Raw genomic sequence first — 23,307 nt, forward strand, 5'->3', positions numbered from 1 at the left:
CAGCGAAAGGGATATCTGATGGTTATGAAAGGGCTGACCCTGCGCGGCCTCGAAGTGTTCGAGGCATTGGCGCGGACCGGATCGGTGGCGCAGGCCGCCGAGATCACGGGGCTTAGCCAGCCGTCAGTGTCCCAGCAGCTGCGCAATCTGGAAAAGGCAGTGGGCACCGATTTGGTGGATCACGGACGACGTCCGATGCGCCTGACCCAGGCCGGGCGCAGCTTTCTGGCCCGCGCACAGGCGGTTCTGGCCGAACTGCAGATGGCCCAAAGCGAGCTGACTGTGATGGACCTGGGTCACCTTGCAACCCTGTCTGTCGGCCTGATTGACGATTTCGACAATGACCTGACCCCGCGGCTCGCCACTCTGTTGGCTGAAAGTTTGACGCGATCAAAGTTCAAACTGATCACACTGCCCAGTCTTGACCTGTTCGAAGAACTTGAGGCGCAGCGCCTTCAGCTTGTGGTGTCAGCCCATAGCGGCGAGGTGCTGGAAGGCGTGGTCGAGTACCCGCTGGTTCGCGATCCCTTCATTCTGGTGACGCCCAAAGGGGCCGAAAACGCCATGGAGGATCTGCCCTTCCTACGCTATGCCCGCGAGCAGTTGATCAGCCGCCAGATTGAGGCCCATCTGGCGCGCCAGCAGCTGGAATTTGAAGAACGGTTCGAAATCGGTTCGCATTTGGCGCTGATGGCAATGGTCGCGCGTGGCCTCGGCTGGGCGATCACGACGCCGCTGGGCTATATGCGGGCGGCGCGGTTCCATGACGGGCTTGAGGCACACCCTGCCCCGATCGGAGATGTCTCGAGGACGATTTCCTTGTTCACCCGCACCGACTGGTCAGGTCAGGTTCCGCAAGAGGTCGCAGGCATGATGCGCCGCCTAATGGGCAGCCAGATTGTTGACCCGGCCCTTGCGCAGTTGCCATGGCTGAACAATCGCCTAAAGCTGATGAGCTAGCTGCGCAGATGCGCGTCGAGACCTTCGACCGCTGCCTCGATTAGATCCAATGCTCCATCGAAGTCACGGGTATAGTATGGGTCCGGGACGTGGTCTGTGCCGATATGTGGCGCAAAATCCGTCAGCAGACGCACTGGGGTTTCGTTCCCGGCTGGCCTCAATGCCTCAATATCCGCGAGGTTTTCGGCATCCATCCCGATAATCAGATCGAACCTGTCGAAATCCGCGGGCACAAATTGGCGCGCCCGCAAATCATCCAGTTTTATGCCACGCGACAGAGCTGCCATTTGCATCGGTCCATAAGGTGGGTCACCAATGTGCCAGCCAGAAGTCCCGGCACTATCGGTAGCGTGATGCGGCGCACGGGCGCGAAAGGCGCCCTCGGCGGCGGGAGAACGGCAGATATTGCCCAGACAGACGAACAAGATACGGTGGGTCATGAACCACGGTGTAACGCGAAGGGCCAAGATGGAAAAGATCGTCATTCTGACAGGGGCCGGGATTTCCGCCGAAAGCGGGTTGGGCACGTTCCGCGACGAGGGCGGTTTGTGGGCCCAACACCGGATCGAGGACGTTGCCACGCCCGAAGGGTTCGCGCGTGATCCCGCGCTGGTGCACGGGTTTTACAATGCCCGCCGCGTACAGGCCGCCGAGGCGCAACCTAACGCGGCCCACGATGCACTTGCCCGACTACAGCAGGACTGGCCCGGCGAGGTTGTGATCGTCACACAAAACGTCGACAGCCTGCACGAGGCCGGTGGCGCGCAAAACGTGATCCACATGCACGGCACGCTGGCCGGAGCGCTTTGCGCGGCCTGCGGCCACCGCTGGACGGCACCGCCGGAGATGGCCGTGGGCGAGCCCTGCCCTGCCTGCGCAGCCCCCACCGCACGCCCGGATGTGGTGTGGTTTGGTGAGATGCCTTATCACATGGGCGCCATCTATGATCATCTGGCAGGCGCAAGCATCTTCGCCGCCATTGGCACTTCGGGTCAGGTCTATCCCGCCGCGGCTTTCGTGCACGAGGCCATGATGTCCGGGGCAAGAACTGTCGAACTGAACCTCGAGCCGTCGACCGGCGCATCCAGTTTCGACGAAGTCATACTGGGCCCCGCAACAGAAGCCGTTCCGCGCTGGGTTGATCAGATCCTGAGCTCGCAGTAGGGCGATACCCGCAGACAAGCGGCGAATTTCCTTGCTATACTAGTGCCCTAACAACCCGAGAGGTCCCCATGACAGACCCAAAAAACCAACAAGGTGAAATCCTTGACGATGATAGGCTCGATACGCGAGGTGCACTTGGTGATCAGCTAACGGACCTGTGGTGGACATTCTTGCTGCGCGGAATCCTGGCCGGTGCGCTCGGAATCGCAGCGCTATTCTGGCCGACGGGCAGTATCTCGTTGCTGATCCGTCTGGTGGGCTTGCTGTTGGTCCTCGATGGAGGCCTGACGCTGCTGGGGTTTGGCCGGCGTGGCCTGATCGGCGGTTTCGGCATTGGAGCGCTTTTGATCGGACTGATCCTGCTGATCTGGCCGGAAGGCGTCGCGCGACTCGCGTTCTTCCTGCTGGGAGCCTGGGCTTTGATTGTCGGGATAGGCTCGCTGATGGCCTGGCGGCAATTGCCCGATGCTCATCCTGATGGATCCACCATGCGCAACTCCGGCATTGTCGCGCTGTTGATCGGCCTCGTTCTGTTGTTCTGGCCGGGCAGCGGCATGGTGGCGCTCGGCTGGGCGATTGCTTTCTCGGCGCTGGCGTTTGCCGCAGTGATGCTCTGGCTGGCCATGCGCTTCAAACGCGCCCATGACCGCGTGGCGATGCGGGTGGTCAACCGCTGAACCTTTTCCACAACGACAACAGGCCGGGAATATCCCGGCCTGACGCATAGATGACGGTCGCAGCGCGGCCTGAGTTCAGACGTAGCCCTAGTTCGAATGCGAACTGTGACCTCCGGTGTCCTTACGCTCCAAATCCACCGGAATTTCGATCTCGACTTCGCCTGCTGTCTCGAAGATCAGCGTAACGGGAACCATTGCATCCTGCTCAAACGGGACTGTCAGGCCCATGAACATCACGTGGTCGCCGCCGCGCTTCAGCATGTGCATTTCACCGGCGGGTATGACAAAGCCTTCTTCGACATGGGTCATCTTGGCAACACCGTTTTCGTCAACAAGATGGGTGTGCAGCTCGACCCGAGCTGCGGCGTCCGATTCCACGCCGATCAAACGGTCATCGGTCGCGCCGGTGTTCTGGATCATCATGAAGGCCGCGCCAGCTTTGGCCGTTTTACCCGACGACCGAGCATAAGCGTCATCGACGGTGATCGTGTCCTGCGCAAAAGCAGCGGTAGCAATAGTTGCGGCGGCAAGGGTGGTCAGCATTCTGGATGTGAGTGACATAGCGCCTCTCCTGTAGTTTGGTGTTTGATAAGAATTGATAATGAATCAAACACTTGCAGGAGGTGCCCGGGCTGGTTGAGACGGTATAGGCAGAGCGATCAGATTCTCCGCGATACGCGATGGCATGGGTCGATCGATGTCCGGGGCCACCGGCAGGGACGGTTCCGCAATGCTCACCGCGCCCAACAGGTTCAACGCATAATCCGGACAGAAATGCGGGGCCTTTGTCGGCTGCCCTTCGGCATCCATATAGACCACAACCGGTCCCGAGCCGGTGCACAACACCATATGTCCGACCGCCCGGTCCACACCGCGCGATGCAGCAACGCCCTGCCCGGTCAAAACGACCAGCAGCGACAGCACAAATGGCAGAACTTTGTTCAGAACGGGTTTCATCCTGTCCCCGATATAGGCCAGAGACAAAACGGGCTTCAAGCGCAATCAGACGCGCCTGAAGCCCAGGGCCGGGAGGACAATGTCAGCGGTCCAGTTCTGGACGCTTGACGGACCCTTTTGTCAGGCTTGTATGCAGCCGATTCACCCGACGCTGCATCCGCAGACATGCCCCAAATGTTTTGCCGAAAAAGCCGGCTAGAAGGGAGAAAGAAGGTAATGATTTGAACGACATGAGGTTGAACTCCGCCAGATGAATATGCCTAAACATAATACGGGTAGAGCAAACGGTATGTGAACAATTTCACCCAATGCGAAAATTTAATTCCAAATTAAGAACAGCACTCTGCACAAAAGGAAAAAGCCCTGCACCATAAGGTACAGGGCCTGAATTCTTGCAGGAATAAGGTTTTAGGCCGAAGCTTGCGCCTTGGCGATTTCCTTTTTCACTTTCAATGCGTTGTTGGACAGCTCATCGTCCTTGGCTTTCGCCAGGAACGCGTCCAGACCACCACGGTGGTCCACCGAACGCAGGGCAGCCGCCGAGATGCGCAGCTTGACGCCACGTCCCAGCGTTTCCGACTGCAACGTAACATCGTTCAGGTTGGGCAGAAAACGACGACGAGTTCTGTTTTTGGCATGGCTGACATTGTTGCCAGTCATCGGGCCTTTTCCGGTCAGTTCGCAACGGCGCGACATGGTTTCTTCCTTTGTTTCTGGAGGCCAGGCATTACACCCTCGGCCAAATCACAAGGGGCACAACCCGAAGTCGCGCCCGAAAACTGGTTGGATGCATGTAGTGGGAATCACAGACGGGGTCAAGCCATATGCCAAGGATTCACAGCACCAAGTTTTCATTTAATTCTCCCAGCCGTTTCAGGGCGTGATTTTCCAACTCAGGGCTACCTGTTTTTGCCGCTGCGGCCGCCAGACGCGCCCAGTAATGGGGGCTTTTCAGTCGTGCTGCACGATGCAAATGCGCATACCCCACCTGTATGAAAGTTGCCGCTGACCGGGGTTCCGAAAACTGTCCCGGATCAGACACCCGGTGGCGAAAGGTGACATACAAGCGAGACTGACCTGGATTGAAAAAGCGTGGCACGCAGTCGATTTCCATCAAAAATCCGACATTGCTGCATTCTTCAACTGCGCTTTTTTGACCAGAATCGCCTGTCTGATCGGGTTATTTCATTCAGTCACGTATTCAGAGCGGGTTCTACATAACTGCTTTTTTGGGATGTAAACAACCAAGGGGCGTTTCCCTGTACGTCATAGCTCTGCAGCAGTGGCTTTTCATTTTTCAGGTGCCGAGCCACGAGGCGCGCTTGTTGGGGGCTTTTCGGGATGTAACGGGCCGGGTTGGGATTGTGGTTCATATCCGCCAATTCCGGAAAGATATCGAATATTTCACGTCGGGCTTCCAGGCTGAGGGTCTTGAGAGCTTCAGGCCCGGTAAACAGGCTTTCGCTTGGGGCGTTTTCGGCAAAAATAACCTCATGCCTATCAAAAAGCAGGTGGTAATATTCGACACTGTCCACCGTATCATCGACGAATATCCTTGGCAGCGCGGTCAGTTTTATCGCTGGAATCAGAACTTCGGGCTCGCCAAACATCCGTTCTGCGATTTTCGACTGCACCAGCATTCTGTGCTGCCGTGACACCAGCAGATCCCGTTTGGGCAAACCGTTGCCCAGCGCGCCTGCCAATATGCGGACGGGGCGACGTTTCGGATCGCCTGCCAATGCCACCGAGTCAAATTTGCGGCGCCCGATCCAGCGGATCGGCTGCATCCCGTTGCCCTGCGTTGGGAGCATATCCCCCTGCCGAAGATCCTGAATAAGGACCGGACCACGTTGCGCCTGAATTACTGTATCGCGGGTAAAGCACAAAAACCCTGTGCCGGATTCAAACCCGCTATAGTTTACCACGATCCCTGAGGGCAATTCGAAGCTGCCGCTGGACAACGAATAGGATTGCCCGGCAACAACGGTGAAAGTTCCGAAATTTGCGTCGGTTACAACTGTGCCCACCGGAAGGTTCAGCGCGTCCTGCCCGCCGCCGCCCTGAACATCCCCGGCGACCTGGGTTCGGATAAAGTTCAGGGTGTCATTGCCCTGCCCCAAACGGATATTTCCTACACCGACGTCAAAAACCGTGACGGTATCCGCATCGCGACCAGCATTGATCTGCCCATCGATCTGGGCGTTGAACACGGTGATTTCATCGTTTCCGGCGTTGCCGCGTACACTCCCGGAAATAGCACTGCTTACAATCGTAATCTCATCGTCACCGCCACGGGCGCGAATATTATCAATGGGCGTGCCTTGGGGCGTGCCGTTCAGCGTACCTTCGTCGCCGGTGACTTCGATATCGTCGTCACCATTTGTCCCACGTATATTGGGCATGTACGGCTATCTCCGACGCGTTCATTTGTTGACTTGCGCAACAACGAGACTATCGCCTTCCCCTCGAAATAGCACAATCAGAAATTGTATCCCTTCCCCTAATACATAATTTTGGCATACCCTCCACCTCTGGCGCTAACAGGCGTCTAGTGTGTTGCCAGGATACTAAGCATTCGTTCCGCAGCCGCCGTCGGGCTGAGATTGCCGGCACCAACATCGGAACCAAGGCGATCCATTTCTGCGCGCGCGGCCGGCGTATCCAACCGAGATAGCAGCGCGTATCGCACCTCCTGATCGAACCAGAACCGCGCCTGTGCCGCGCGGTTGCCATCCCAGTGGCCGTTTTCACGCCGCCAGCCTGACAGGGTGGTCATTTCGTCCCAGGCTTGGTCAAGCCCATGTTCCTCGACCGCGGAAACGGTCATCGCTTTGGGAAAACCCTCGGGGTCCTGCGGGCGTTTTCGCAGCAGGCGCAAAGCCCCCGCGTAATCCGCACAGGTTCGGGTGGCCGTGGCTTTCAGATCTCCATCCGCCTTGTTCACAAGGATCATGTCGGCCATTTCCATGATGCCGCGCTTGACCCCCTGCAACTCATCCCCGCCCGCAGGAGCGAGCAGCAGCAGAAACAGATCGGACATTTCAGAAACGACGGTCTCGGACTGCCCGACCCCTACAGTTTCAATCAGCACCACGTCGAATCCCGCCGCCTCGCACAGGGCAATCGCCTCACGTGTACGGCGGGCCACGCCGCCCAAATGGGATTGACTGGGGGATGGGCGGATAAAGGCGTTCTTCTCGCGACTCAACCGCTCCATCCGGGTTTTGTCGCCCAGAATAGATCCACCTGAACGGGTCGAGCTGGGGTCGACGGCCAGGACCGCAACGCGCAAGCCCTGCTCGATCAGCATCATGCCAAAGCTTTCGATAAAGGTGGATTTGCCCACCCCCGGAGTACCGGACAACCCAACGCGCAGGGATTGCCGCCCGGCTTTGGCCAAATGCGCCAGCAATTCAGACGCCTGCGCCCGATGATCGGCGCGGCCACTTTCTACCAGAGTGATTGCCCGGGCCAGCGCACGCCGGTCTCCGTCCAAAATCTTATCACCTAGGCTGTCCATATCCATTCCGACCCCGATCTTTTGCGGCACGACTACTTGCCGCCCCGACAGGTGATTTGTCCAGACCGGACCGCGAAGGAAACCTGCCCGATACCTGCATTTCGCACCTATGTGTTGCTGTTGATCCTCTTTGACCGGACCGCTGTTGGCTCTATGCCGTAGCGGCGCGATCATCGTCATTGGGAAACAGCGGAACTGGACGTTGCGCCGTGGTTGGCTGATAAAGCGCCAATGACAACACACCTGCCCATTGATGACGCCATCCCCGAATTGCTTGACGCCCTGAAGGCCAATGGCCGGGCCGTTTTGCAAGCCCCTCCGGGCGCGGGCAAGACAACGCGGGTGCCTCTTGCGATGCTCGAGGCCGGGTTGCGCGACGGCAAGATCATAATGCTCGAACCCCGAAGGCTTGCTGCGCGTGCCGCGGCAGAGCGGATGGCTGAAACACTGGGACAACGTGCAGGCGAAACCGTTGGTTACCGCGTGCGGGGCGATGCGAAAACCTCAAAAACAACCCAAATCGAAGTGGTGACCGAAGGTATTCTGACCCGAATGCTGCAATCTGAACCGGATCTGCCCGGCGTCGGCGCGGTGATTTTTGACGAGTTTCACGAACGATCTTTGAACGCTGATCTCGGGCTTGCCCTGTGCCTTGAGGTTACGGGCGCACTACGCGACGACCTGATCCTGCTGGCGATGTCCGCCACACTCGACGCCGAACCGGTCGGCCAATTGATGGACGCACCGCTGGTGACGTCCGAAGGGCGCAGTTATCCGGTTGAAACCAAGTGGCTGGACCAGCCACTGGGTGCGCAAGCACGACGACTGGATGCACTGATAGATCTGGTCGCCAAGGCTGAGCGTGAAACCGAAGGCGGCATGCTCGTGTTTCTGCCCGGCGAGGGTGAAATCCGCAGGGCCGAGGCCGCGCTATCCAAACGGTTGCCTGGCAATTGCGCAGTTAAACCTCTGTTCGGAGCAATGCCCTTTGCCGCCCAGCGCGCAGCGATCTCGCCAGCCGAGGCAGGGCGCAAGGTCGTGCTTGCGACGTCAATCGCCGAGACCTCGCTGACCATTCCCGACATCCGCGTGGTTGTGGATATGGGTCAAGCGCGCCGGGCGCGGTTCGATCCGGGCGCTGGCATGTCGCGGCTGATCACGGAACGGGTGACGCGGGCCGAAGCAACCCAACGCGCAGGTCGTGCAGGGCGCGTGGCCGAGGGCGTGTGTTACCGGCTGTGGTCCAAGGGGGAAGAAGGCGCGCTGGCCGCCTACCCCCCTGCCGAAATCGAAGCCGCCGACCTGACAGGCCTTGCGCTGGAACTGGCGCTTTGGGGGGCCGAACCAGATGACCTCGCCTTTTTGACACCACCACCCGAAGGAACGATGGCCGAGGCCCGCTCATTGCTGAACATGCTGGGTGCGTTGGATGCAAAAGGGCGGATCACCGACCACGGACGGGCCTTGGCTGCGCTACCCCTGCATCCTCGGCTGGGGCATATGCTGGTGACTGCCGGGGAGAGTGCCGCTTCGTTGGCTGCGCTGATGGCGGAACGTGATCCGCTAAAGGGCGCTCCGGTAGATCTGTTGCTGCGGCTCGAAGCATTGCGTGATGCCCGCGCCTTTCAACGCAACCGGGTGTGGCAGATCAACATGGGCGCGTTGGAACGGATCAAAGCCGAGAGCAAGCGGCTGAAAACACGAAACAGCAAGACAGACCTAAGCCCAGCCGCGATGGCCGCATTGGCCTATCCCGATCGCATTGGGCAACGCCGCAAAGGCGATGTGCCGCGTTACGTTCTGTCCGGCGGCAAGGGCGTCGTGCTGGACAACGGTGACACATTGGCGGCCGCGCCCTATCTTGTGGTGACAGATACGGACGGAAACCCGCGCGAGGCCAAGGTGCGCATGGCCGCACAAATCTCGGAACGTGAAATCCGGGACCTGTTCGCGGATCAGATCGAATGGGTAGACAGCTGCGCGTGGTCGAAACGCGAACGCCGGGTCATTGCGCGCACGCAGGAACGCCTTGGCGCGATCACTCTGGATGACCGTATCTGGAAGGACGCGCCGGACGAGGCCATCGCCCGCGCCATGCTGGACGGAGTGCGTGATCTGGGATTGCGGCTGGACGGGGCCGCGGCGCGATTGGCGGCGCGAGTCGAACTGGTACGCGCCGAAGGAATCGACCTGCCGGACTTTTCATTGGACGGGCTGATGGCCGCTCTGGACGACTGGCTGCTACCCATGCTGTCAGGTCAGCGCAGTGCAGACGACTGGAAAAAGTTTGACCTGCTGCCCGCCCTGCGTGCCCGGCTGGACTGGTCCCAAACGCAGGAGCTGGACCGCCGCGCGCCGCGATCATTTGAAACACCGCTGGGCCGCAATGTGCCGATTGATTATGGGGGAGCGGTGCCCGAGATTTCGGTCCGCCTGCAGGAACTGTTCGGTGTCACCCGGCATCCGCTTATCGGGGGCGAAGCACTCAAGATCACTCTGCTGTCCCCTGCGCGGCGACCAATCCAGATCACGCGCGATCTGCCGGGATTTTGGGCCGGATCTTACGCGGATGTGCGCAAGGACATGCGCGCGCAATATCCCAAACACCCCTGGCCCGAGGATCCGACGCAGGCCGATCCAACCTTGCGGGCCAAGCGGCGGACCTGACGTTCGTTTGCTTCAGAAAATGCGTTCGTTCAATAGATGCATTGAAGCCCCGGTTTATAGTTGTTATGTCACTTTTCCTTGAACCTAAGAAAAGTACTGGCACTTAATCGATGGCATCTTGGCTGAACAATATCTGGGAAGAAGTTGGCAAACCCTTCTTTCAACGCCCACACAGGGTACAGTTTGCAGCCTTGTGCGTGCGCGGAACCGGCGACGACAAAAAAGTTCTGTTGATCACCAGCCGTGGCACAGGCCGTTGGGTCATCCCAAAGGGATGGCCGATTGACGGCATGGACGGGGCCGAGACTGCCAAAGAAGAAGCATGGGAAGAAGCCGGCGTAAAAGTGAAACACCTGGGCCGCAAGGCGGTGGGCCATTTCACCTATGACAAGATCCTGGATGACGGAACGGCCCAACCCGTGCGCACCAATGTGTATCGCATAGATGTCAAAGATCTGGCCGAGGAATTCCCCGAGGTCAGCGAGCGTGAACGGCGCTGGTTCTCGCCGAAAGAGGCCGCAGAGCTGGTGCAAGAGCCGGAGCTGCGCGAAATGCTGCGGCAAATGTAACGCTTTCGCAACAAACTTCTGTGAGGCCGGTTGCCACAAGACCGGGCAACCGTTAACCGCGCCGGTTAAACCGTATCACCCACAGAAAACCGATGTCGAACACGAACAATAAAAACCGCTGGCAAGCCCTGGACAGCGACCTGCACCGAATTTCCCGCCTTGAGCATGCGAACGTGCACGTGGCGCGGCCGCTGCTTGCGCCGGGTATCGCGCTTGCCTTCATAGTTATTGCCGGATTGATTGCTGCGATACTATTCGGTCGGGCAGACGGCGGGCTGATCGTCATCGCGGCTGCCGGTTTTGGGGCCTATATGGCGATCAACATCGGCGCTAACGACGTTGCCAACAACATGGGCCCTGCCGTCGGAGCTAACGCCCTGACCATGGGTGGGGCAATCGCCATCGCCGCAGTCGCGGAAAGCGCGGGGGCCCTGCTGGCCGGCGGAGACGTGGTCTCAACCATCTCCAAGGGCATCATCGACCCTGCCTCAGTCCAGAATAGCTCGGTCTTTATCTGGGCGATGATGGCGGCGCTGATCTCATCGGCGATGTGGGTCAACCTGGCAACTTGGGTCGGCGCGCCTGTTTCCACAACCCATTCGGTCGTGGGCGGCGTGATGGGGGCTGGTATCGCTGCAGCAGGCCTTAGCGCGGTCAGCTGGGGCACGATGAGCGCGATTGCCGCCAGTTGGGTGATCTCTCCGGTCCTGGGCGGCGCGATTGCTGCCGGATTTCTGGCGCTGATCAAGGCGAAAATTCAGTATCAAGACGACAAAATTGCCGCGGCCCGTCGCTGGGTGCCTATTCTGGTGGCTGTGATGGCTGGTGCATTTGCCACCTATCTCTCTGTCAAAGGCCTGAAGCGGATCGTGAAAATCGATCTGGAAATCGCGCTACTGATCGGTCTGACCTCGGGCATTCTGGCTTGGGCCGTGACCGTGCCTTGGGTTCGCCGCAAATCCGAAGGGCTGGAAAACCGCACCAAATCTCTGAAAGTTTTGTTTGGGTTGCCTCTGGTGATCTCGGCCGGGTTCCTGAGCTTCGCCCATGGCGCCAATGACGTTGCCAATGCGGTTGGCCCGCTGGCCGCAATCGTGCACGCCGCCGAGTTCGGCGATTTTGCCTCGAAAGTCACGATACCGACATGGGTAATGGTGATCGGTGCCTTTGGGATTTCGTTCGGCCTGTTTCTGTTTGGCCCCAAGCTGATCCGGATGGTGGGTAGCCAGATCACCAAACTAAACCCAATGCGCGCATTCTGCGTCGCTTTGTCGGCGGCGATCACAGTGATTGTTGCAAGCTGGCTTGGGTTGCCGGTCAGCTCGACCCACATCGCGGTGGGTGCGGTGTTCGGCGTCGGGTTTTACCGTGAATGGAATCAGGATCGCCGACGCAAGCAAAGTAATGATCGCCGTCCGCCCGAGCTGCGGCTGGCCCGTGAAGAGCAGCGGCGGCGCAAGTTGGTGCGGCGGTCGCATTTCATGACCATTATTGCCGCTTGGGTGATTACCGTCCCGGCCGCGGCTGCAATGTCAGCTGTGATCTTCTGGATACTGACCGCATTCACCTGAATGTGGTCAGATCACGGGATGATCTGATCCGGTGACAGACTTACATCCGACTTCTGTTCGATCAGAGCCTGTACCCTAGCGCAAATCGGTGTAGGCCGCCCATGTTGCTTGCCCAGTCGGACAATCTCACCTTGCAGACTGTCGATTTCCGTCACGCGCCCCGCCGCGAGGTCATAGGCCATCGACGTGCGCGCGCTTGGGTCGATGGTCAGCATGCGCGCGGCAATCCGGGTGAACAATGGCGTTGGCAGACGCAGGATATGCGGCGTCATCCAGGCAGGCAAAGGTGTGGTTGAAGCAACAGGGTGGCGTGCGGCCTGAAGTACCCTCAAAGCCTCGGCCATCTGGTCGGCCATCAGGCGTCGCCACTTACGGTCCAGCAATTGATTTTTCAACGTCAGCCCCGACAACGCGTTGAGTGCGTTGTTCAGGTTGATGACCAGCTTACCCCATTGCACAGCTTCGATCTGATCGCTTTCGGTCACCAGCAGGTTAGGTGAGCTAAGTGCCTGCCCCAAACGGCCCGGGCCGGACTGGATCACGATATCGCCGGAAGTGGCGCGGTGAAAGCTGGCGGGTTGAGGCGGCACGACGTTGAAGGGCACCATTCCCGCGCGAACGTCATGATCCGGAAGCGCCGCCCGCAGCACCCGGGCGTTTTCCATCCCGTTCTGCCAGGACAACACCGGCGCACAGGCCGGCGCGAACCGCGCGATCTGTTCTGCCATATCCGCCGTGGCCGCGGCCTTGACGGCCAGGATCACCAACTCTGCGTCTTTCAGGCAATCCGGGGTTTCGGATATCGTCAGCGTCTCAGCCGCCACATGAACGTGCAGGCCGGAAAAATCAGTGACGGTCAGGCCCTCCTCACGGATTGGGTCCAGAATGCGTGGGCGACCCAACAGCGTGACCGAGTGACCGGCATCAGCCAAAAAGGCTCCGCAATAACATCCAATGCTGCCCGCGCCTGCGATTATGATCTTCATGGCAACCCTCCCGTTGAGGCGAGGATTGCCGGTATCGCAAGTTCGGACAAGGCCCCCTGACGTCTGGTTAACGTGCCCGTCTTGGGCTTGTGCGCTCCAACTCGTCTGAAATCGGAATGAACTCCTGATCATCGCCGGGGGGCAGGTGGAAGGCACCGTTGGCCCAATCGGCGGCTTTCCATTCGCGAGTGGCGTTTTCGATTTTTTCCTTCGAAGAGGACACGAAATTCCACCAGATATAGCGATCCTCATTCAATGTGGCTCCGCCCAGCAGCATCAACCGCGCGCCAAACGGACCCGCCTTGACCGAAAGGCGATCGCCCGGGCGGAACACCATCATGCGACCTTCCTCGAACGTGTCGCCCGCAATCTCAACCGATCCCTGAATGACATAAACCCCGCGATCTTCGTGGTCGTCGGGCAATGGAAAGGCGGCGCCGGGTTCAAGCTGCACATCCAGATAGAAGGTTTCCGACAGCATCGTCACCGGGCTGGTTTCGCCATAAGCCGAACCAAGGATTAGCCGGGCACTGACGCCATTGTCCTTGATATGCGGCAGCGCGCCCTGCTTGTGGTGCTCAAAATCCGGGGCCATGTCCTCGTACACCTCAGGCAGTGCAATCCAGGTCTGAACACCGAACAGGCTGTGCCGCTTAGCCCGCGTTTCTTCACTGGTACGTTCCGAATGGGTCACGCCGCGGCCAGCCACCATCCAGTTCACTTCACCTGGATAGATCATCTGATGGGTGCCAAGGCTGTCGCGATGCTCAAACTCGCCCTGATACAGGTAGGTCACTGTACCCAAGCCGATATGAGGGTGCGGCCGCACGTCGATGCCACCGTCGGTGATGAACTCGGCGGGGCCCACCTGATCGAAAAAGATGAACGGGCCGACTAATTGCCGTTTGAGCGAGGGCAACGCGCGCCGCACTTCGAAACCGCCCAGATCACGGGCACGAGGGATGATCAGTGTCTCCAGAGGCGAATTCTTGGGGTTTTGGGTAGGATTCCAACTCATGCCTGCTCTCCCGCGATCAGTTCATTCGGTTCACTGATGTAGGTTAGGCCTGACATACTCGCCTTTCAATTTGCAGAAACGCACAGAACGGGTGCGGACCCGGACCATACATCAGGCACGGCGCGGCCAAAGCTGCGGGAAAAACGCCCCATCAATTCGATCACCTTCGCGATATCCTTCGGCTTCGAACTGCGCCCGTTCATCCTTGGCCCAATCCCCCCGATACCGGATCCTGCCATCCGGAGCGGTCATCCGCAGGGTAAACCGGCGTACCGTTTCCGTTGGGGTGACTGATGACAGCCCACCGTGCAAGGTGCGCATGTCGAAGAAGATGCAGTCGCCCAGATTCATATCCCATTGTAAAAGATCGAATGCACCCGGATCGGCATTGACGTCAGGCGGCGGGTGATAGGTCAACCCTGCAACTTCGGTGGGTTCGTAGCTGGGATGCCCGTCGGCGAACCTGACCCGCATGAACAGCTTGTCCCACAGATGCGAGCCTTTGACGAAGGCGATACCGTTTTCTTTGGTAACCGGCTCAAGCGGCAACCACAGGACGCACATCGTGCCTTCGAAGTCGAAATAGGACAGGTCCTGATGAAACGGTGGACGCGAAGTTGATCCAGCCTCGCGCAGGAACCAGTTGTCCATGACAAGATTGATCGATGGTGCACCCAGCAACTGTGCGGCAAGCGGAGCACAAGGTGAGTTGTGAACGAATTGCGTGAATTGCGGGATTTTATTCCAAGCCCAGTAGTCCTCGAAATAGGCAGGTGCGCGAGGGTCCTTGGTATGGCGGGTGAAATTATCGGTTGGGCGGGCCAAATCCGCGTCGATACCGTCTCGCAAAAGTGCCAGCCAATCCTCTGAGAACCTGGAGCGCAGCACAACCGCACCGTCGCGCTTGAACGCCTTGATTTCTTCGTCTGAGACAACGTCTTCGACAATCATAGTGCAGGACCCCCCGAACTGACGGATTTCAGGATGGCACCTGCGCGGGGGCACGGTCAAAGGAATTCACAATTTGTCACCCCCGCCGCGCGACCCCTCGGAAACTGAAACAATCGTGCTATCTTTCCGCTGAAAGGATGCCCGGCATTGTCGAGGCGTGGTGAAACACTTGAAAAGAGAGGTTTGCATGCCTGGTCTTACGTTCTCTCGTCGTTCTTTGGTTTTGGCGTCTGGGGCTGTTCTGGCAACGGGTGCGACAGGCTTTTTGGTGCCAGCGCGCGCAAGTGGCGTGGCCCCCACCGCATCCATGCGCGGAGGGTCCAACAATTACCGTCCCGGCGCGCCCATCGTTGACCGGATTGGCAGCGGCGGGTTCTGGATGACCGGAACAGTGCGACGCGCCGGGGACGGTGCCCCCCTGCCCGGTCAGCGCATCCAGATCTGGGCGCATACGACAGAAGGCCACGAACGCGATCCGCAGAGCCACGGCGCAACTCTGACCGATGCCAATGGAGAGTTCCGACTGGAGATGCCGCAAATCGTACCCGCCTTTGGCCAGCCACACGGCCATCTAGCTTATGACAGTGGTGAATTCGAAACGGTTTTCCTGCGCCCAATTATGGGCAACTCCAAGGACAAAACCTTGGCCTCGCATTTCGTTCTGCAGCCTGCCTAACCACAGTGCGTCGAAGCCTAGTAATCTGGACCTTTGTGATCCTTGCCATGGCCGTACCGATTATCGCGGCTGCGGCGAGCCCTCAGCTGGCATGGCGTGAACCGATCTACATCACCGCCGGGTTTGCCGGTGTTATTTCAATGTGTCTGCTGTTGATGCAGCCGCTACTTGCGGGCCGTTTGTTGCCGGGGCTAACCCCGGTTGCCAGCCGCCATTGGCATAGGTGGTGTGGGCTAGCATTAGTTGCAGCCATTCTGATCCATGTCGGTGGTTTGTGGATCACCAGCCCGCCCGACGTTATTGACGCTCTGTTATTTGTTTCACCGACACCGTTTTCGGCTTGGGGTGGGATTGCGATGTGGGCCGCGTTCGGAGCCGCGTTTCTAGGTCTTTCTCGCAAGCGCCTTGGCTTAAGGTTTCGCGTCTGGAGGTTGGGGCATGCGAGCCTTGCGATCATCACCATTATTGGCAGCGTCGTACATGCCCTGATGATTGAAGGTACCATGGAGGTCATGACCAAGTGGGTATTGTGCGGTCTGGTCGTGTTGGCGAGCGTCGCGACGCTCGCCAAATTGCGGATTTGGGATATCAGGCGACCCACCTGAACAACACAGGATCTGTGACAACCGGACACTGGCTATGGCCCGGCCACCCGTTTCGCGTAGGAAGCGCGGTTCATCTGAACGTCTTGCACTGTGATACTGCCAACCTCGGGCAAGGCCGCCGACAGAACCTCTAATATGGCCACGGTAAGCTCAGAGCGCGTCGCCTCGTCACGACCCTGCATCAGCAGAAGCGTGGCGTGGACAAAGCTCTGGGGATCAGTGCCTAATCGGTAGTATTCTACCGGTGTCGCGCGAATTTTTATCGTTTCTGCGTCGAATTCAGGATGTTCGGCCAGAACGGCAAAAAGCTGATCGCAAATTGTCTGAATATCATGGACCTGCTCTATGCCTTTCGAAAACTCCAGTGTGACATGAGGCATGGTGGACTCCGTTCAGACGCCCAGACACCAGCGCATCACGGCCTTTTGCGCATGCAGACGGTTTTCGGCCTCGTCGAAGATGACCGAGTTGGGGCCGTCCATCACTTCGGATGTCGCTTCTTCTTCGCGGTGGGCAGGCAAGCAGTGCATGAACAGCGCGTCCGGTTTTGCATGTGACATCAGCTCGGCGTTGACCTGATAGGGGCGCAGCATGTTGTGGCGACGTTCCTTGGCGGACTGGGAATCGTGCATTGAAACCCAGGTATCGGCGACCACCAGATCGGCACCCTCAACCGCTTTATACGGGTCTCGTTCGACCACGATTTTCGAGCCCTTTTGACGGGCAAGCCCCATAAACTCTTCTTCCGGATCAAGCTGGGCCGGGCCGGTGAAAGTGAAATCAAACCCGAACTGACCCGCAGCATGTAGGAACGAGGCGCAAACATTGTTGCCGTCGCCGGTCCAGACTACTTTCTTGCCCGCAATCGGACCGCGGTGTTCCTCAAACGTCAGCACATCCGCCATAATCTGGCAGGGATGGGTGCGGTCAGTCAGGCCGTTAATGACTGGCACGTCCGAGTATTCAGACATCTCGGTCAGAATGGTCTCATCGAAGGTCCGGATCATGATCATGTCGACATAGCGCGACAGGACGCGGGCGGTGTCGGCGATGGTTTCGCCGTGGCCCAGTTGCATGTCTTTGCCCGACAGCACCATGGTCTGCCCGCCCATCTGGCGCACGCCTACGTCAAATGACACGCGCGTTCTGGTGGATGGTTTTTCGAAGATCAGCGCGACCATGCGGTCTTTCAGAGGCTGTTCGTCATCAAGTGCTGCCTTTGGGCGGCCCAGGCGCGCCTGTTTCATAGCGCCCGCCTGATCAATCATGGTCCGCAGATCGCCCGCGTCGGTTTTATGGATATCGAGAAAATGGTTCATTTCTGTTCACTTTTCATTCGGGTGTGTCTTAGGCCGAGGCCATTGACTCTTCGACCTGCGCAGCGGCTTTGTCGAGGCGGATCACGGCCTGGGCGATGTCATCCTCGGTCAATGTCAGCGGCGGAAGCAGGCGGATCACGTTATCGGCGGCTGGGACGGTAATGACCTCATTATCATAGCCGGCGTTGACCATGTCGATATTGGGCGCTTTGCACTTCAGGCCCAGCATCAGTCCTGTTCCGCGCACTTCTTCGAAGACCTCCGGGTGCTCGGCGATTAGCCCTTCGAGCTTCTGGCGCAGCATCCCGGCCTTGCGGTTGACGCCCTCTAGGAATGCAGGCGTTGCCACCTGATCAATGACGGCGCAACCCACGGCACAGCCCAGCGGGTTGCCGCCATAGGTAGAGCCATGCGTGCCTGCCGTCATACCGCTGGCGGCGTCTTCCGTGGCCAGAACAGCACCCAGAGGGAAGCCTCCGCCGATGCCTTTGGCGACCATCATGATGTCCGGGGTAATTCCAGCCCATTCATGGGCGAACAGCTTGCCGGTACGACCTACTCCACATTGCACCTCATCGAGGATCAAAAGCAGGCCGTTGTCATCGCAAATCTGGCGCAAGGCTTTGAGCTCCGCGTCAGGGACGGGACGGATGCCGCCCTCGCCCTGCACGGGTTCGATCATGATCGCGGCGGTTTTATCGGTGATCGCATTGGTGACGCCATCGAGGTCGCCAAACGTGACATGAACAAAGCCCGGCAGCAGTGGACCGAAACCCTTGGTCATCTTCTCAGACCCGGCAGCGGCAATACCAGCCGACGACCGGCCGTGGAACGAGCCATCAAAGGTGATGATCTCGACCCGTTCGGGCTGATCCTTGTCATAGAAATACTTGCGGGCCATCTTGACCGCCAGTTCGCAAGACTCGGTGCCCGAGTTTGTGAAGAACACGGTATCGGCAAAGGTGTGCTCCACCAGTTTGTCGGCCAGCGCCTGCTGCTGCGGGATGTGGTAGAGGTTTGAAACATGCCACAGCGCGTGCGCCTGCTCGGTCAGGGCATTGACCAGTGCGGGATGGGCATGGCCCAGCGCATTCACGGCGATCCCAGCGCCCAGGTCCAGAAAACGTCGGCCATCCGCCTCGGTCAGCCAGGCGCCTTCACCCTTCACGAAAGTCAGGGGCGCGCGGTTATAGGTCGGCAGAACGGACGGGATCATGGGATCATCCTTTTCAGGTAGTTTGAGCCTTGTGAGTGATACACTCGGCCTGTGTTCGTCAACTGATTTGGTGGAAATTGCGCCGATTTGAACAGCGCAAATAGATCAAAGAGGCCGGTTACGCGGCAAAGCGTCGGCGTCGGAGTCGCAGGATATGTGCGTTTTTGATCATAAGCCGCCGTATAGCGCTGCCCGAAGCATCTGAAAACCCTGAAATTGGCAACCAGCGAAAATACTTGGCGCGACGCATTTGCCGCTTGCCATTTGACATGCGCTGACGCACCGCTGACATATGTTTGTCGCCAAAGCCCACAATCCGCCTCTTGCGGCCGTGCTGATCACCGCCGCCAGTGCGTTGCTGGCCGGGACCACCCTGCTGGCCAAAGCCTTGGGAACGGACACGTTGGGTCCCGCGCTGCATCCAATGCAGATCAGCCATGGGCGGTTTCTGTTTGCCTTTATCGTGATCGTCACCGCCGTCGGCGTGATGCGGCCGCGCCTGCAGCGTCCGCATTGGGGCCTGCATATTGGGCGTACAAGTTTCGGCTGGGTCGGGATTACGCTGATGTTCGCCTCGGTCGCGTTCATTCCGATCGCGGATGCGACGGCGATTTCCTTTCTGAACCCGGTCTTTGCAATGGTGTTGGCAATCCCGCTGCTGAAAGAAGGCGTCGGCCCTTGGCGCTGGCTGGCGGCAGTTGTGGCGCTGGCTGGGGCACTGATACTGTTGCGCCCGACACCCGATAGCTTTCAGCCAGCTGCCCTGTTGGCACTGACCGCAGCCGCAGTCATCGGGATGGAGCTGATATTCATCAAGAAACTTTCGGGTCGAGAAATCCCGATCCAGATCTTGCTGATCAACAACGCAATGGGCCTGACGATTGCCTCTGTCGCGGTGAGCTTTGTTTTTCAGATGCCGACTTTAGAACAATGGGCGGCGCTGGCGGGTATCGGCGCGCTGATGGCCTGCGCGCAGGCGTGTTTTGTGAACGGCATGGCCCGGGCAGATGCCTCATTTGTTGCCCCAATCAGCTATGCGACGCTGATTTTTGCCGCTTTCTACGATTTCGCGATATTCGGCGTGATTCCGGACGGGATCAGCATGATCGGCTCAGCCATAATTCTGACTGGCGGGCTTATTCTCGTCTGGCGTGAAGCGAGGGCGCGGCAAGCCTGAAACTCCAAAAACTTTTCCTGACATGGCCCGGGGGCGACCTGTATGTCGCAAACTCCGAAGAACGAGGATTGATCCGGCGCAATGTGTTCTCAGTTGATTTGAGAGTTTACCCATGCACGAACGCCGTATCCCCGAATGGGTGCGCCATGCCCCAGCACCGTCAGTCCGCGACTTTGGTATCCTTGCCGGGTTCGAGGCGATTGTCCGCGGCATTCTGATATCGGTCTTTCCACTGGCCATGTATCGGGCGATGGGTGATGCGTCTTCGGTATCGTTCCTGTATTTTCTGGTCGGCGTTATCTCGTTGATTGCGGGGCTGATGGTGCCGTTCCTGATCCGCTTCATACCGCGCAGATGGGCGTACACTGTTGGTTGCCTCATGTTCATCGGCGGAGCCCTTCTGGCGATTGAGGGCAGCCCGGCGGCAGTGGTCGGTGCGCTTGCCCTGAACACGGTCGCGACAGTGGTCACATTTATTTGCTTCAATGCTTATGTCCTGGATTACATCAGCAAGATCGAGCTGGGAAAATGCGAGACCAGCCGCATGTTTTACAGCGCCCTCGGCTGGGCGGGCGGCCCGATGGCCGGCGTCTTATTGTTGGAGGTATGGCCCCCTGCCCCGTTTGTCATCAGCGCGGTGGCAGGTGCGGTCATGCTGATCCAGTTCTGGCGCATGCGGTTGGGCAATGGCAAGTTGATCACCAAGGCGCGCGGCACCGCGAAAAACCCGCTGGCCTTTCTGCCGCGCTTCTTTGCCCAGCCCCGGTTGGTGGCCGGGTACCTTTTCGCCATGATCCGATCCTGCGGCTGGTGGATCTACGTGGTGTACCTACCCATCTTCGCCATTCAAAACGGGCTGGGTGAGCAACTGGGCGGCATCCTTCTGTCCACCACCAACGCGATGCTGTTCGCAGCTCCGCTTATTCTGCGTTGGGTGCAGGGACGTTCGATTCGCACAGCAGTCCGCGTGGGCTTTGCTGCCTGCGGAACATGCTTTGTCACCGCTGGGGCAATCGCAGGTTGGCCGGTCGCGGCGGTTGTGGCGTTGGTTCTTGGGTCCATCTGGCTAATCGTTTTGGACATTTGCGCAGGCTTGCCGTTCCTAATGGCCGTGAAGCCGTCCGAACGCACTGAAATGTCAGCGATCTACTCCAGTTACCGCGACGTCTCCGGCATTCTGACACCCGGAGTTGCTTCACTGGTCCTTCTGATCTCACCCGTCGCCGGGGTATTCGCAGTCGGGGGCTTCGCCTTGTTCGGGGCCTGGGCCGTGGCCGCAAATCTGCACCCCCGATTGGGAAAGCCCAGAATGACTTTTCATCCCGGTTCACTGGCCGAGACGGGTTAAGCCTTTAGGCGATACCCAGTTCGCAGCATCTGCCAGGTCAGCGCACCGACCAGCAGCGTGGCACCGGTGCATACCGCAATACCCAGCCAGGGTGAGCTGTCGGACACGCCGATCATTCCATACCTCAGGCCGTCAATCAGATAGAAGACCGGGTTCACATGACTCACCCGATTCAGGATAGGAGGCAGCGCCTGGACCGAGTAAAACGTACCCGACAGGAAAGCCAATGGTGTCACGATGAAGTTCGTGATGGCCGCCATCTGATCAAACTTGTTGGCAAAAATACCGGCAAACAGGCCCAAGGCCCCCATGAATGCGCCACCCAGAACAACGAAGATCAGGGCAAACAACGGGTTCTGCGGGTAAATCCCCAAAACCAAAGCAAGTGCGACCGCAACCACACAAGCGATCAGAACACCCCGCGCGACGCCACCGGCCAGATAGCCCAGCAGTATCTCAAGCGGGGACAAAGGCGGCATCAACGTATCGACGATGTTTCCCTGCACTTTGGCGATCACCATCGACGAAGAAGTGTTGGCGAACGCATTCTGGATCACGGTCATCATCATAATGCCCGGCGCCAGAAAGGTCAGGAACGGCACACCCATCACATCCGGACGCCCCGGACCGATGGCGATATTGAAGATCAGCAGGAACAGCCCGGCCGTCACAAGCGGCGCCAACAGGGTTTGTGTCCAGACCGCCAGAAACCGCAGTGTTTCACGCTGGGCCAACGTGTAAAGCCCCATCCAGTTAACTGTTCCGAAACGCCGTTCGCTCTGATCTGCGGAAATCTGCATCACCTGCCCTCATCCTGATTCGAGAACCGCTTGTAACTCGGCTCGCAGTGATTAAAATAGGGGGCTGAGACGAATTCCCAAGGCGGCCCGAATCCGGGGCCGCTTTCCGCTTTTGAAAGGCAAATGATGTCCTGGACTGACGAGCGTGTAGAACTGCTGAAAAAAATGTGGGGCGAGGGCCAGTCGGCCAGCCAGATCGCCAAGGAACTGGGCGGCGTAACCCGCAATGCGGTGATCGGCAAGGTGCACCGTCTGGGCCTGTCGAACCGCGCAACCGGTGCCTCGCCGGCTAAATCCGAACCTAAAGACAAACCGGCACCCGCGCCCAAGGCCGAGGCCAAGCCAAGGCCCGCGCCTAAGACCGAACCGGCGCGCCCAACGCCGGCACCTGCAGCCGAGACAAAACCGGCCGTTCCAGCGCGCCGCCAGATCATACCGGCGGGTCAACCACTGCCGCCGCAGCCTTCGGCCAACGAAATCAGCCCCGAGGCGCTGGCCAAGGTCAACGAGATCGAGAAGAAGGCCAAGAAGCTGACGCTGATGGAACTGACCGAGAAGACCTGCAAATGGCCAGTAGGCGACCCGGCGACCGAGGATTTCTGGTTCTGCGGCCTGCCGGTTGAAGCAGGCAAACCCTATTGTGAGGCGCATGTGGGCGTGGCGTTCCAGCCGATGAGCTCGCGCCGGGATCGTCGGCGGTAAACTCTTAGGCGTGCGCGCTGGTCTCTTGGTGTGACACGGGCGACTTGTTTTCTTAACTGACCACCCATCGAAAGGCGGGTGGTCAGTCATTTTTTGACCAGAGAGATTCTGCTATTCCACCAAAATTGAGATACAAAGTCCTGTTCTTCGCCTATGCTGTGCTGATCTTTATTGCCTACATGCAGCCGTTAGATCCGCAATTGTTCGAACCAAACACGGACAGAAAAGCCCTCTTATTGTTCATTCAAGGCTTGTTTCTGCTCGTTTGGATCATCCCAGCCGCACCCATATGCATCGGTGGACTTGCCTTGCTGGGGATGTGTCCAATCCCGCGTCTTCTAGCAGTATTTCTGGCGATCTCGTCAGTTGTGACTGGACTACTGCTGACACTGGCATCCGGCGTGCTCGCCTTATTTTCGGACAC

General features: G+C 58.8%; 25 protein-coding genes. 11 read left to right on the forward strand and 14 right to left on the reverse strand.

Going from position 1 to position 23,307, the window contains the following annotated elements; translation table 11 throughout:
• The first annotated feature begins 18 nt into the window (after nucleotides 1–18).
• The gene (locus AC2FLJ_RS18740; protein WP_282169156.1) at nucleotides 19–960 is read left to right on the forward strand and encodes a LysR family transcriptional regulator; all 942 of its coding nucleotides are present in this window, start codon (nucleotides 19–21) and stop codon (nucleotides 958–960) included.
• Here the strand turns inward: AC2FLJ_RS18740 and AC2FLJ_RS18745 are convergent.
• Nucleotides 957–1,400 (reverse strand): low molecular weight protein-tyrosine-phosphatase, encoded by a 444-nt coding sequence (locus tag AC2FLJ_RS18745; protein WP_282169411.1) that lies wholly within the window; start codon nucleotides 1,398–1,400, stop codon nucleotides 957–959. The two genes, AC2FLJ_RS18740 and AC2FLJ_RS18745, sit on opposite strands and share 4 nt — an antisense overlap.
• A 28-nt stretch (nucleotides 1,401–1,428) precedes the next feature.
• Between AC2FLJ_RS18745 and AC2FLJ_RS18750 the strand changes: the two genes are divergently transcribed.
• A complete protein-coding gene (locus tag AC2FLJ_RS18750; RefSeq protein WP_282169155.1) occupies nucleotides 1,429–2,124 on the forward strand; it encodes an NAD-dependent deacylase in 696 nt (231 codons plus the stop codon).
• Nucleotides 2,125–2,192: 68 nt separating this feature from the next.
• Complete coding sequence (locus AC2FLJ_RS18755; RefSeq protein ID WP_282119983.1) at nucleotides 2,193–2,801, forward strand: HdeD family acid-resistance protein; 609 nt, start codon at nucleotides 2,193–2,195, stop codon at nucleotides 2,799–2,801.
• An 87-nt stretch (nucleotides 2,802–2,888) separates the two neighbouring features.
• Here the strand turns inward: AC2FLJ_RS18755 and AC2FLJ_RS18760 are convergent, their stop codons facing one another.
• The 6 genes from AC2FLJ_RS18760 to meaB form a co-directional block, all read right to left on the reverse strand.
• A complete protein-coding gene (locus AC2FLJ_RS18760) occupies nucleotides 2,889–3,362 on the reverse strand; it encodes a copper chaperone PCu(A)C (protein WP_496707130.1) in 474 nt (157 codons plus the stop codon).
• 45 nt (nucleotides 3,363–3,407) lie between these two features.
• Nucleotides 3,408–3,803 carry a hypothetical protein gene (locus AC2FLJ_RS18765; RefSeq protein ID WP_496707133.1) on the reverse strand — a complete coding sequence of 132 codons (396 nt, stop codon included), beginning with the start codon at nucleotides 3,801–3,803 and terminating at the stop codon, nucleotides 3,408–3,410.
• A 363-nt stretch (nucleotides 3,804–4,166) separates the two neighbouring features.
• Nucleotides 4,167–4,454: a 50S ribosomal protein L28 gene (rpmB, locus tag AC2FLJ_RS18770; protein WP_058272217.1), complete on the reverse strand. Its 288-nt coding sequence runs from the start codon at nucleotides 4,452–4,454 to the stop codon at nucleotides 4,167–4,169.
• 139 nt (nucleotides 4,455–4,593) lie between these two features.
• A complete protein-coding gene (locus AC2FLJ_RS18775) occupies nucleotides 4,594–4,872 on the reverse strand; it encodes a hypothetical protein (RefSeq protein ID WP_496699781.1) in 279 nt (92 codons plus the stop codon).
• A 79-nt stretch (nucleotides 4,873–4,951) separates the two neighbouring features.
• Entirely contained in the window at nucleotides 4,952–6,160 is a 1,209-nt protein-coding gene (locus AC2FLJ_RS18780; RefSeq protein ID WP_496699782.1) for a Hint domain-containing protein, read from the reverse strand.
• 146 nt (nucleotides 6,161–6,306) lie between these two features.
• Nucleotides 6,307–7,284, reverse strand: coding sequence for a methylmalonyl Co-A mutase-associated GTPase MeaB (gene meaB, locus AC2FLJ_RS18785; protein ID WP_496699823.1), 978 nt, complete (start codon nucleotides 7,282–7,284; stop codon nucleotides 6,307–6,309).
• A gap of 225 nt (nucleotides 7,285–7,509) precedes the next feature.
• Between meaB and hrpB the strand changes: the two genes are divergently transcribed.
• From hrpB to AC2FLJ_RS18800, 3 genes are all read left to right on the forward strand, one after another.
• Nucleotides 7,510–9,945 (forward strand): ATP-dependent helicase HrpB, encoded by a 2,436-nt coding sequence (gene hrpB / locus AC2FLJ_RS18790; protein ID WP_496707136.1) that lies wholly within the window; start codon nucleotides 7,510–7,512, stop codon nucleotides 9,943–9,945.
• Between the two features lie 110 nt (nucleotides 9,946–10,055).
• Nucleotides 10,056–10,514: an NUDIX hydrolase gene (locus AC2FLJ_RS18795; RefSeq protein ID WP_108861772.1), complete on the forward strand. Its 459-nt coding sequence runs from the start codon at nucleotides 10,056–10,058 to the stop codon at nucleotides 10,512–10,514.
• A 92-nt stretch (nucleotides 10,515–10,606) separates the two neighbouring features.
• A complete protein-coding gene (locus AC2FLJ_RS18800) occupies nucleotides 10,607–12,085 on the forward strand; it encodes an inorganic phosphate transporter (RefSeq protein WP_282119987.1) in 1,479 nt (492 codons plus the stop codon).
• An 11-nt stretch (nucleotides 12,086–12,096) separates the two neighbouring features.
• On the opposite strand, the gene AC2FLJ_RS18805 is transcribed toward AC2FLJ_RS18800, so the two are convergent.
• From AC2FLJ_RS18805 to AC2FLJ_RS18815, 3 genes are all read right to left on the reverse strand, one after another.
• Nucleotides 12,097–13,071: a 2-dehydropantoate 2-reductase gene (locus AC2FLJ_RS18805; RefSeq protein WP_496707139.1), complete on the reverse strand. Its 975-nt coding sequence runs from the start codon at nucleotides 13,069–13,071 to the stop codon at nucleotides 12,097–12,099.
• Between the two features lie 67 nt (nucleotides 13,072–13,138).
• A complete protein-coding gene (locus AC2FLJ_RS18810; protein ID WP_282169148.1) occupies nucleotides 13,139–14,089 on the reverse strand; it encodes a pirin family protein in 951 nt (316 codons plus the stop codon).
• 111 nt (nucleotides 14,090–14,200) lie between these two features.
• Nucleotides 14,201–15,040, reverse strand: coding sequence for a phytanoyl-CoA dioxygenase family protein (locus tag AC2FLJ_RS18815; protein WP_058272224.1), 840 nt, complete (start codon nucleotides 15,038–15,040; stop codon nucleotides 14,201–14,203).
• A 187-nt stretch (nucleotides 15,041–15,227) separates the two neighbouring features.
• Between AC2FLJ_RS18815 and AC2FLJ_RS18820 the strand changes: the two genes are divergently transcribed.
• Both AC2FLJ_RS18820 and AC2FLJ_RS18825 read left to right on the forward strand, forming a co-directional pair.
• Nucleotides 15,228–15,716 (forward strand): twin-arginine translocation pathway signal, encoded by a 489-nt coding sequence (locus AC2FLJ_RS18820; RefSeq protein WP_496699785.1) that lies wholly within the window; start codon nucleotides 15,228–15,230, stop codon nucleotides 15,714–15,716.
• Nucleotides 15,717–15,763: 47 nt separating this feature from the next.
• Nucleotides 15,764–16,321, forward strand: coding sequence for a ferric reductase-like transmembrane domain-containing protein (locus AC2FLJ_RS18825; protein ID WP_496699786.1), 558 nt, complete (start codon nucleotides 15,764–15,766; stop codon nucleotides 16,319–16,321).
• Nucleotides 16,322–16,353: 32 nt separating this feature from the next.
• Here the strand turns inward: AC2FLJ_RS18825 and AC2FLJ_RS18830 are convergent, their stop codons facing one another.
• Genes AC2FLJ_RS18830 through AC2FLJ_RS18840 form a run of 3 tightly spaced genes read right to left on the reverse strand, consistent with a single transcriptional unit; the run spans nucleotide 16,354 to nucleotide 18,856 of the window.
• Nucleotides 16,354–16,701, reverse strand: a complete 348-nt coding sequence (locus AC2FLJ_RS18830) for a 5-carboxymethyl-2-hydroxymuconate Delta-isomerase (protein ID WP_496699787.1) — start codon at nucleotides 16,699–16,701, stop codon at nucleotides 16,354–16,356.
• A 12-nt stretch (nucleotides 16,702–16,713) separates the two neighbouring features.
• Nucleotides 16,714–17,640 (reverse strand): ornithine carbamoyltransferase, encoded by a 927-nt coding sequence (argF, locus tag AC2FLJ_RS18835; protein ID WP_058272227.1) that lies wholly within the window; start codon nucleotides 17,638–17,640, stop codon nucleotides 16,714–16,716.
• 28 nt (nucleotides 17,641–17,668) lie between these two features.
• The gene (locus AC2FLJ_RS18840) at nucleotides 17,669–18,856 is read right to left on the reverse strand and encodes an aspartate aminotransferase family protein (protein WP_058272228.1); all 1,188 of its coding nucleotides are present in this window, start codon (nucleotides 18,854–18,856) and stop codon (nucleotides 17,669–17,671) included.
• A gap of 292 nt (nucleotides 18,857–19,148) precedes the next feature.
• Between AC2FLJ_RS18840 and AC2FLJ_RS18845 the strand changes: the two genes are divergently transcribed.
• Nucleotides 19,149–20,033: a DMT family transporter gene (locus AC2FLJ_RS18845; RefSeq protein WP_282153513.1), complete on the forward strand. Its 885-nt coding sequence runs from the start codon at nucleotides 19,149–19,151 to the stop codon at nucleotides 20,031–20,033.
• 112 nt (nucleotides 20,034–20,145) lie between these two features.
• On the forward strand, nucleotides 20,146–21,381 hold the full coding sequence (locus tag AC2FLJ_RS18850; RefSeq protein ID WP_496707143.1) for an MFS transporter: 1,236 nt from the start codon (nucleotides 20,146–20,148) through the stop codon (nucleotides 21,379–21,381).
• Here the strand turns inward: AC2FLJ_RS18850 and AC2FLJ_RS18855 are convergent.
• A complete protein-coding gene (locus tag AC2FLJ_RS18855) occupies nucleotides 21,378–22,181 on the reverse strand; it encodes an ABC transporter permease (protein WP_109313410.1) in 804 nt (267 codons plus the stop codon). The genes AC2FLJ_RS18850 and AC2FLJ_RS18855 overlap by 4 nt on opposite strands.
• Before the next feature lie 126 nt (nucleotides 22,182–22,307).
• On the opposite strand from AC2FLJ_RS18855, the gene AC2FLJ_RS18860 reads away from it, so the two are divergent.
• Nucleotides 22,308–22,883, forward strand: coding sequence for a GcrA family cell cycle regulator (locus tag AC2FLJ_RS18860; protein WP_058272305.1), 576 nt, complete (start codon nucleotides 22,308–22,310; stop codon nucleotides 22,881–22,883).
• The last annotated feature ends 424 nt before the right edge of the window (nucleotides 22,884–23,307 follow it).

It is taken from the genome of Ruegeria sp. CDSA034 (assembly GCF_059612275.1).

Coding starts and splice junctions, on each gene's coding strand:
- AC2FLJ_RS18740 (WP_282169156.1), top strand. CDS start 19: ATGGTTATGAAAGGGCTGACCCTGCGCGGCCTCGAAGTGTTCGAGGCA.
- AC2FLJ_RS18745 (WP_282169411.1), bottom strand. CDS start 1,400: ATGACCCACCGTATCTTGTTCGTCTGTCTGGGCAATATCTGCCGTTCT.
- AC2FLJ_RS18750 (WP_282169155.1), top strand. CDS start 1,429: ATGGAAAAGATCGTCATTCTGACAGGGGCCGGGATTTCCGCCGAAAGC.
- AC2FLJ_RS18755 (WP_282119983.1), top strand. CDS start 2,193: ATGACAGACCCAAAAAACCAACAAGGTGAAATCCTTGACGATGATAGG.
- AC2FLJ_RS18760 (WP_496707130.1), bottom strand. CDS start 3,362: ATGTCACTCACATCCAGAATGCTGACCACCCTTGCCGCCGCAACTATT.
- rpmB (WP_058272217.1), bottom strand. CDS start 4,454: ATGTCGCGCCGTTGCGAACTGACCGGAAAAGGCCCGATGACTGGCAAC.
- AC2FLJ_RS18775 (WP_496699781.1), bottom strand. CDS start 4,872: ATGGAAATCGACTGCGTGCCACGCTTTTTCAATCCAGGTCAGTCTCGC.
- AC2FLJ_RS18780 (WP_496699782.1), bottom strand. CDS start 6,160: ATGCCCAATATACGTGGGACAAATGGTGACGACGATATCGAAGTCACC.
- meaB (WP_496699823.1), bottom strand. CDS start 7,284: ATGGATATGGACAGCCTAGGTGATAAGATTTTGGACGGAGACCGGCGT.
- hrpB (WP_496707136.1), top strand. CDS start 7,510: ATGACAACACACCTGCCCATTGATGACGCCATCCCCGAATTGCTTGAC.
- AC2FLJ_RS18795 (WP_108861772.1), top strand. CDS start 10,056: ATGGCATCTTGGCTGAACAATATCTGGGAAGAAGTTGGCAAACCCTTC.
- AC2FLJ_RS18800 (WP_282119987.1), top strand. CDS start 10,607: ATGTCGAACACGAACAATAAAAACCGCTGGCAAGCCCTGGACAGCGAC.
- AC2FLJ_RS18805 (WP_496707139.1), bottom strand. CDS start 13,071: ATGAAGATCATAATCGCAGGCGCGGGCAGCATTGGATGTTATTGCGGA.
- AC2FLJ_RS18810 (WP_282169148.1), bottom strand. CDS start 14,089: ATGAGTTGGAATCCTACCCAAAACCCCAAGAATTCGCCTCTGGAGACA.
- AC2FLJ_RS18815 (WP_058272224.1), bottom strand. CDS start 15,040: ATGATTGTCGAAGACGTTGTCTCAGACGAAGAAATCAAGGCGTTCAAG.
- AC2FLJ_RS18820 (WP_496699785.1), top strand. CDS start 15,228: ATGCCTGGTCTTACGTTCTCTCGTCGTTCTTTGGTTTTGGCGTCTGGG.
- AC2FLJ_RS18825 (WP_496699786.1), top strand. CDS start 15,764: ATGGCCGTACCGATTATCGCGGCTGCGGCGAGCCCTCAGCTGGCATGG.
- AC2FLJ_RS18830 (WP_496699787.1), bottom strand. CDS start 16,701: ATGCCTCATGTCACACTGGAGTTTTCGAAAGGCATAGAGCAGGTCCAT.
- argF (WP_058272227.1), bottom strand. CDS start 17,640: ATGAACCATTTTCTCGATATCCATAAAACCGACGCGGGCGATCTGCGG.
- AC2FLJ_RS18840 (WP_058272228.1), bottom strand. CDS start 18,856: ATGATCCCGTCCGTTCTGCCGACCTATAACCGCGCGCCCCTGACTTTC.
- AC2FLJ_RS18845 (WP_282153513.1), top strand. CDS start 19,149: ATGTTTGTCGCCAAAGCCCACAATCCGCCTCTTGCGGCCGTGCTGATC.
- AC2FLJ_RS18850 (WP_496707143.1), top strand. CDS start 20,146: ATGCACGAACGCCGTATCCCCGAATGGGTGCGCCATGCCCCAGCACCG.
- AC2FLJ_RS18855 (WP_109313410.1), bottom strand. CDS start 22,181: ATGCAGATTTCCGCAGATCAGAGCGAACGGCGTTTCGGAACAGTTAAC.
- AC2FLJ_RS18860 (WP_058272305.1), top strand. CDS start 22,308: ATGTCCTGGACTGACGAGCGTGTAGAACTGCTGAAAAAAATGTGGGGC.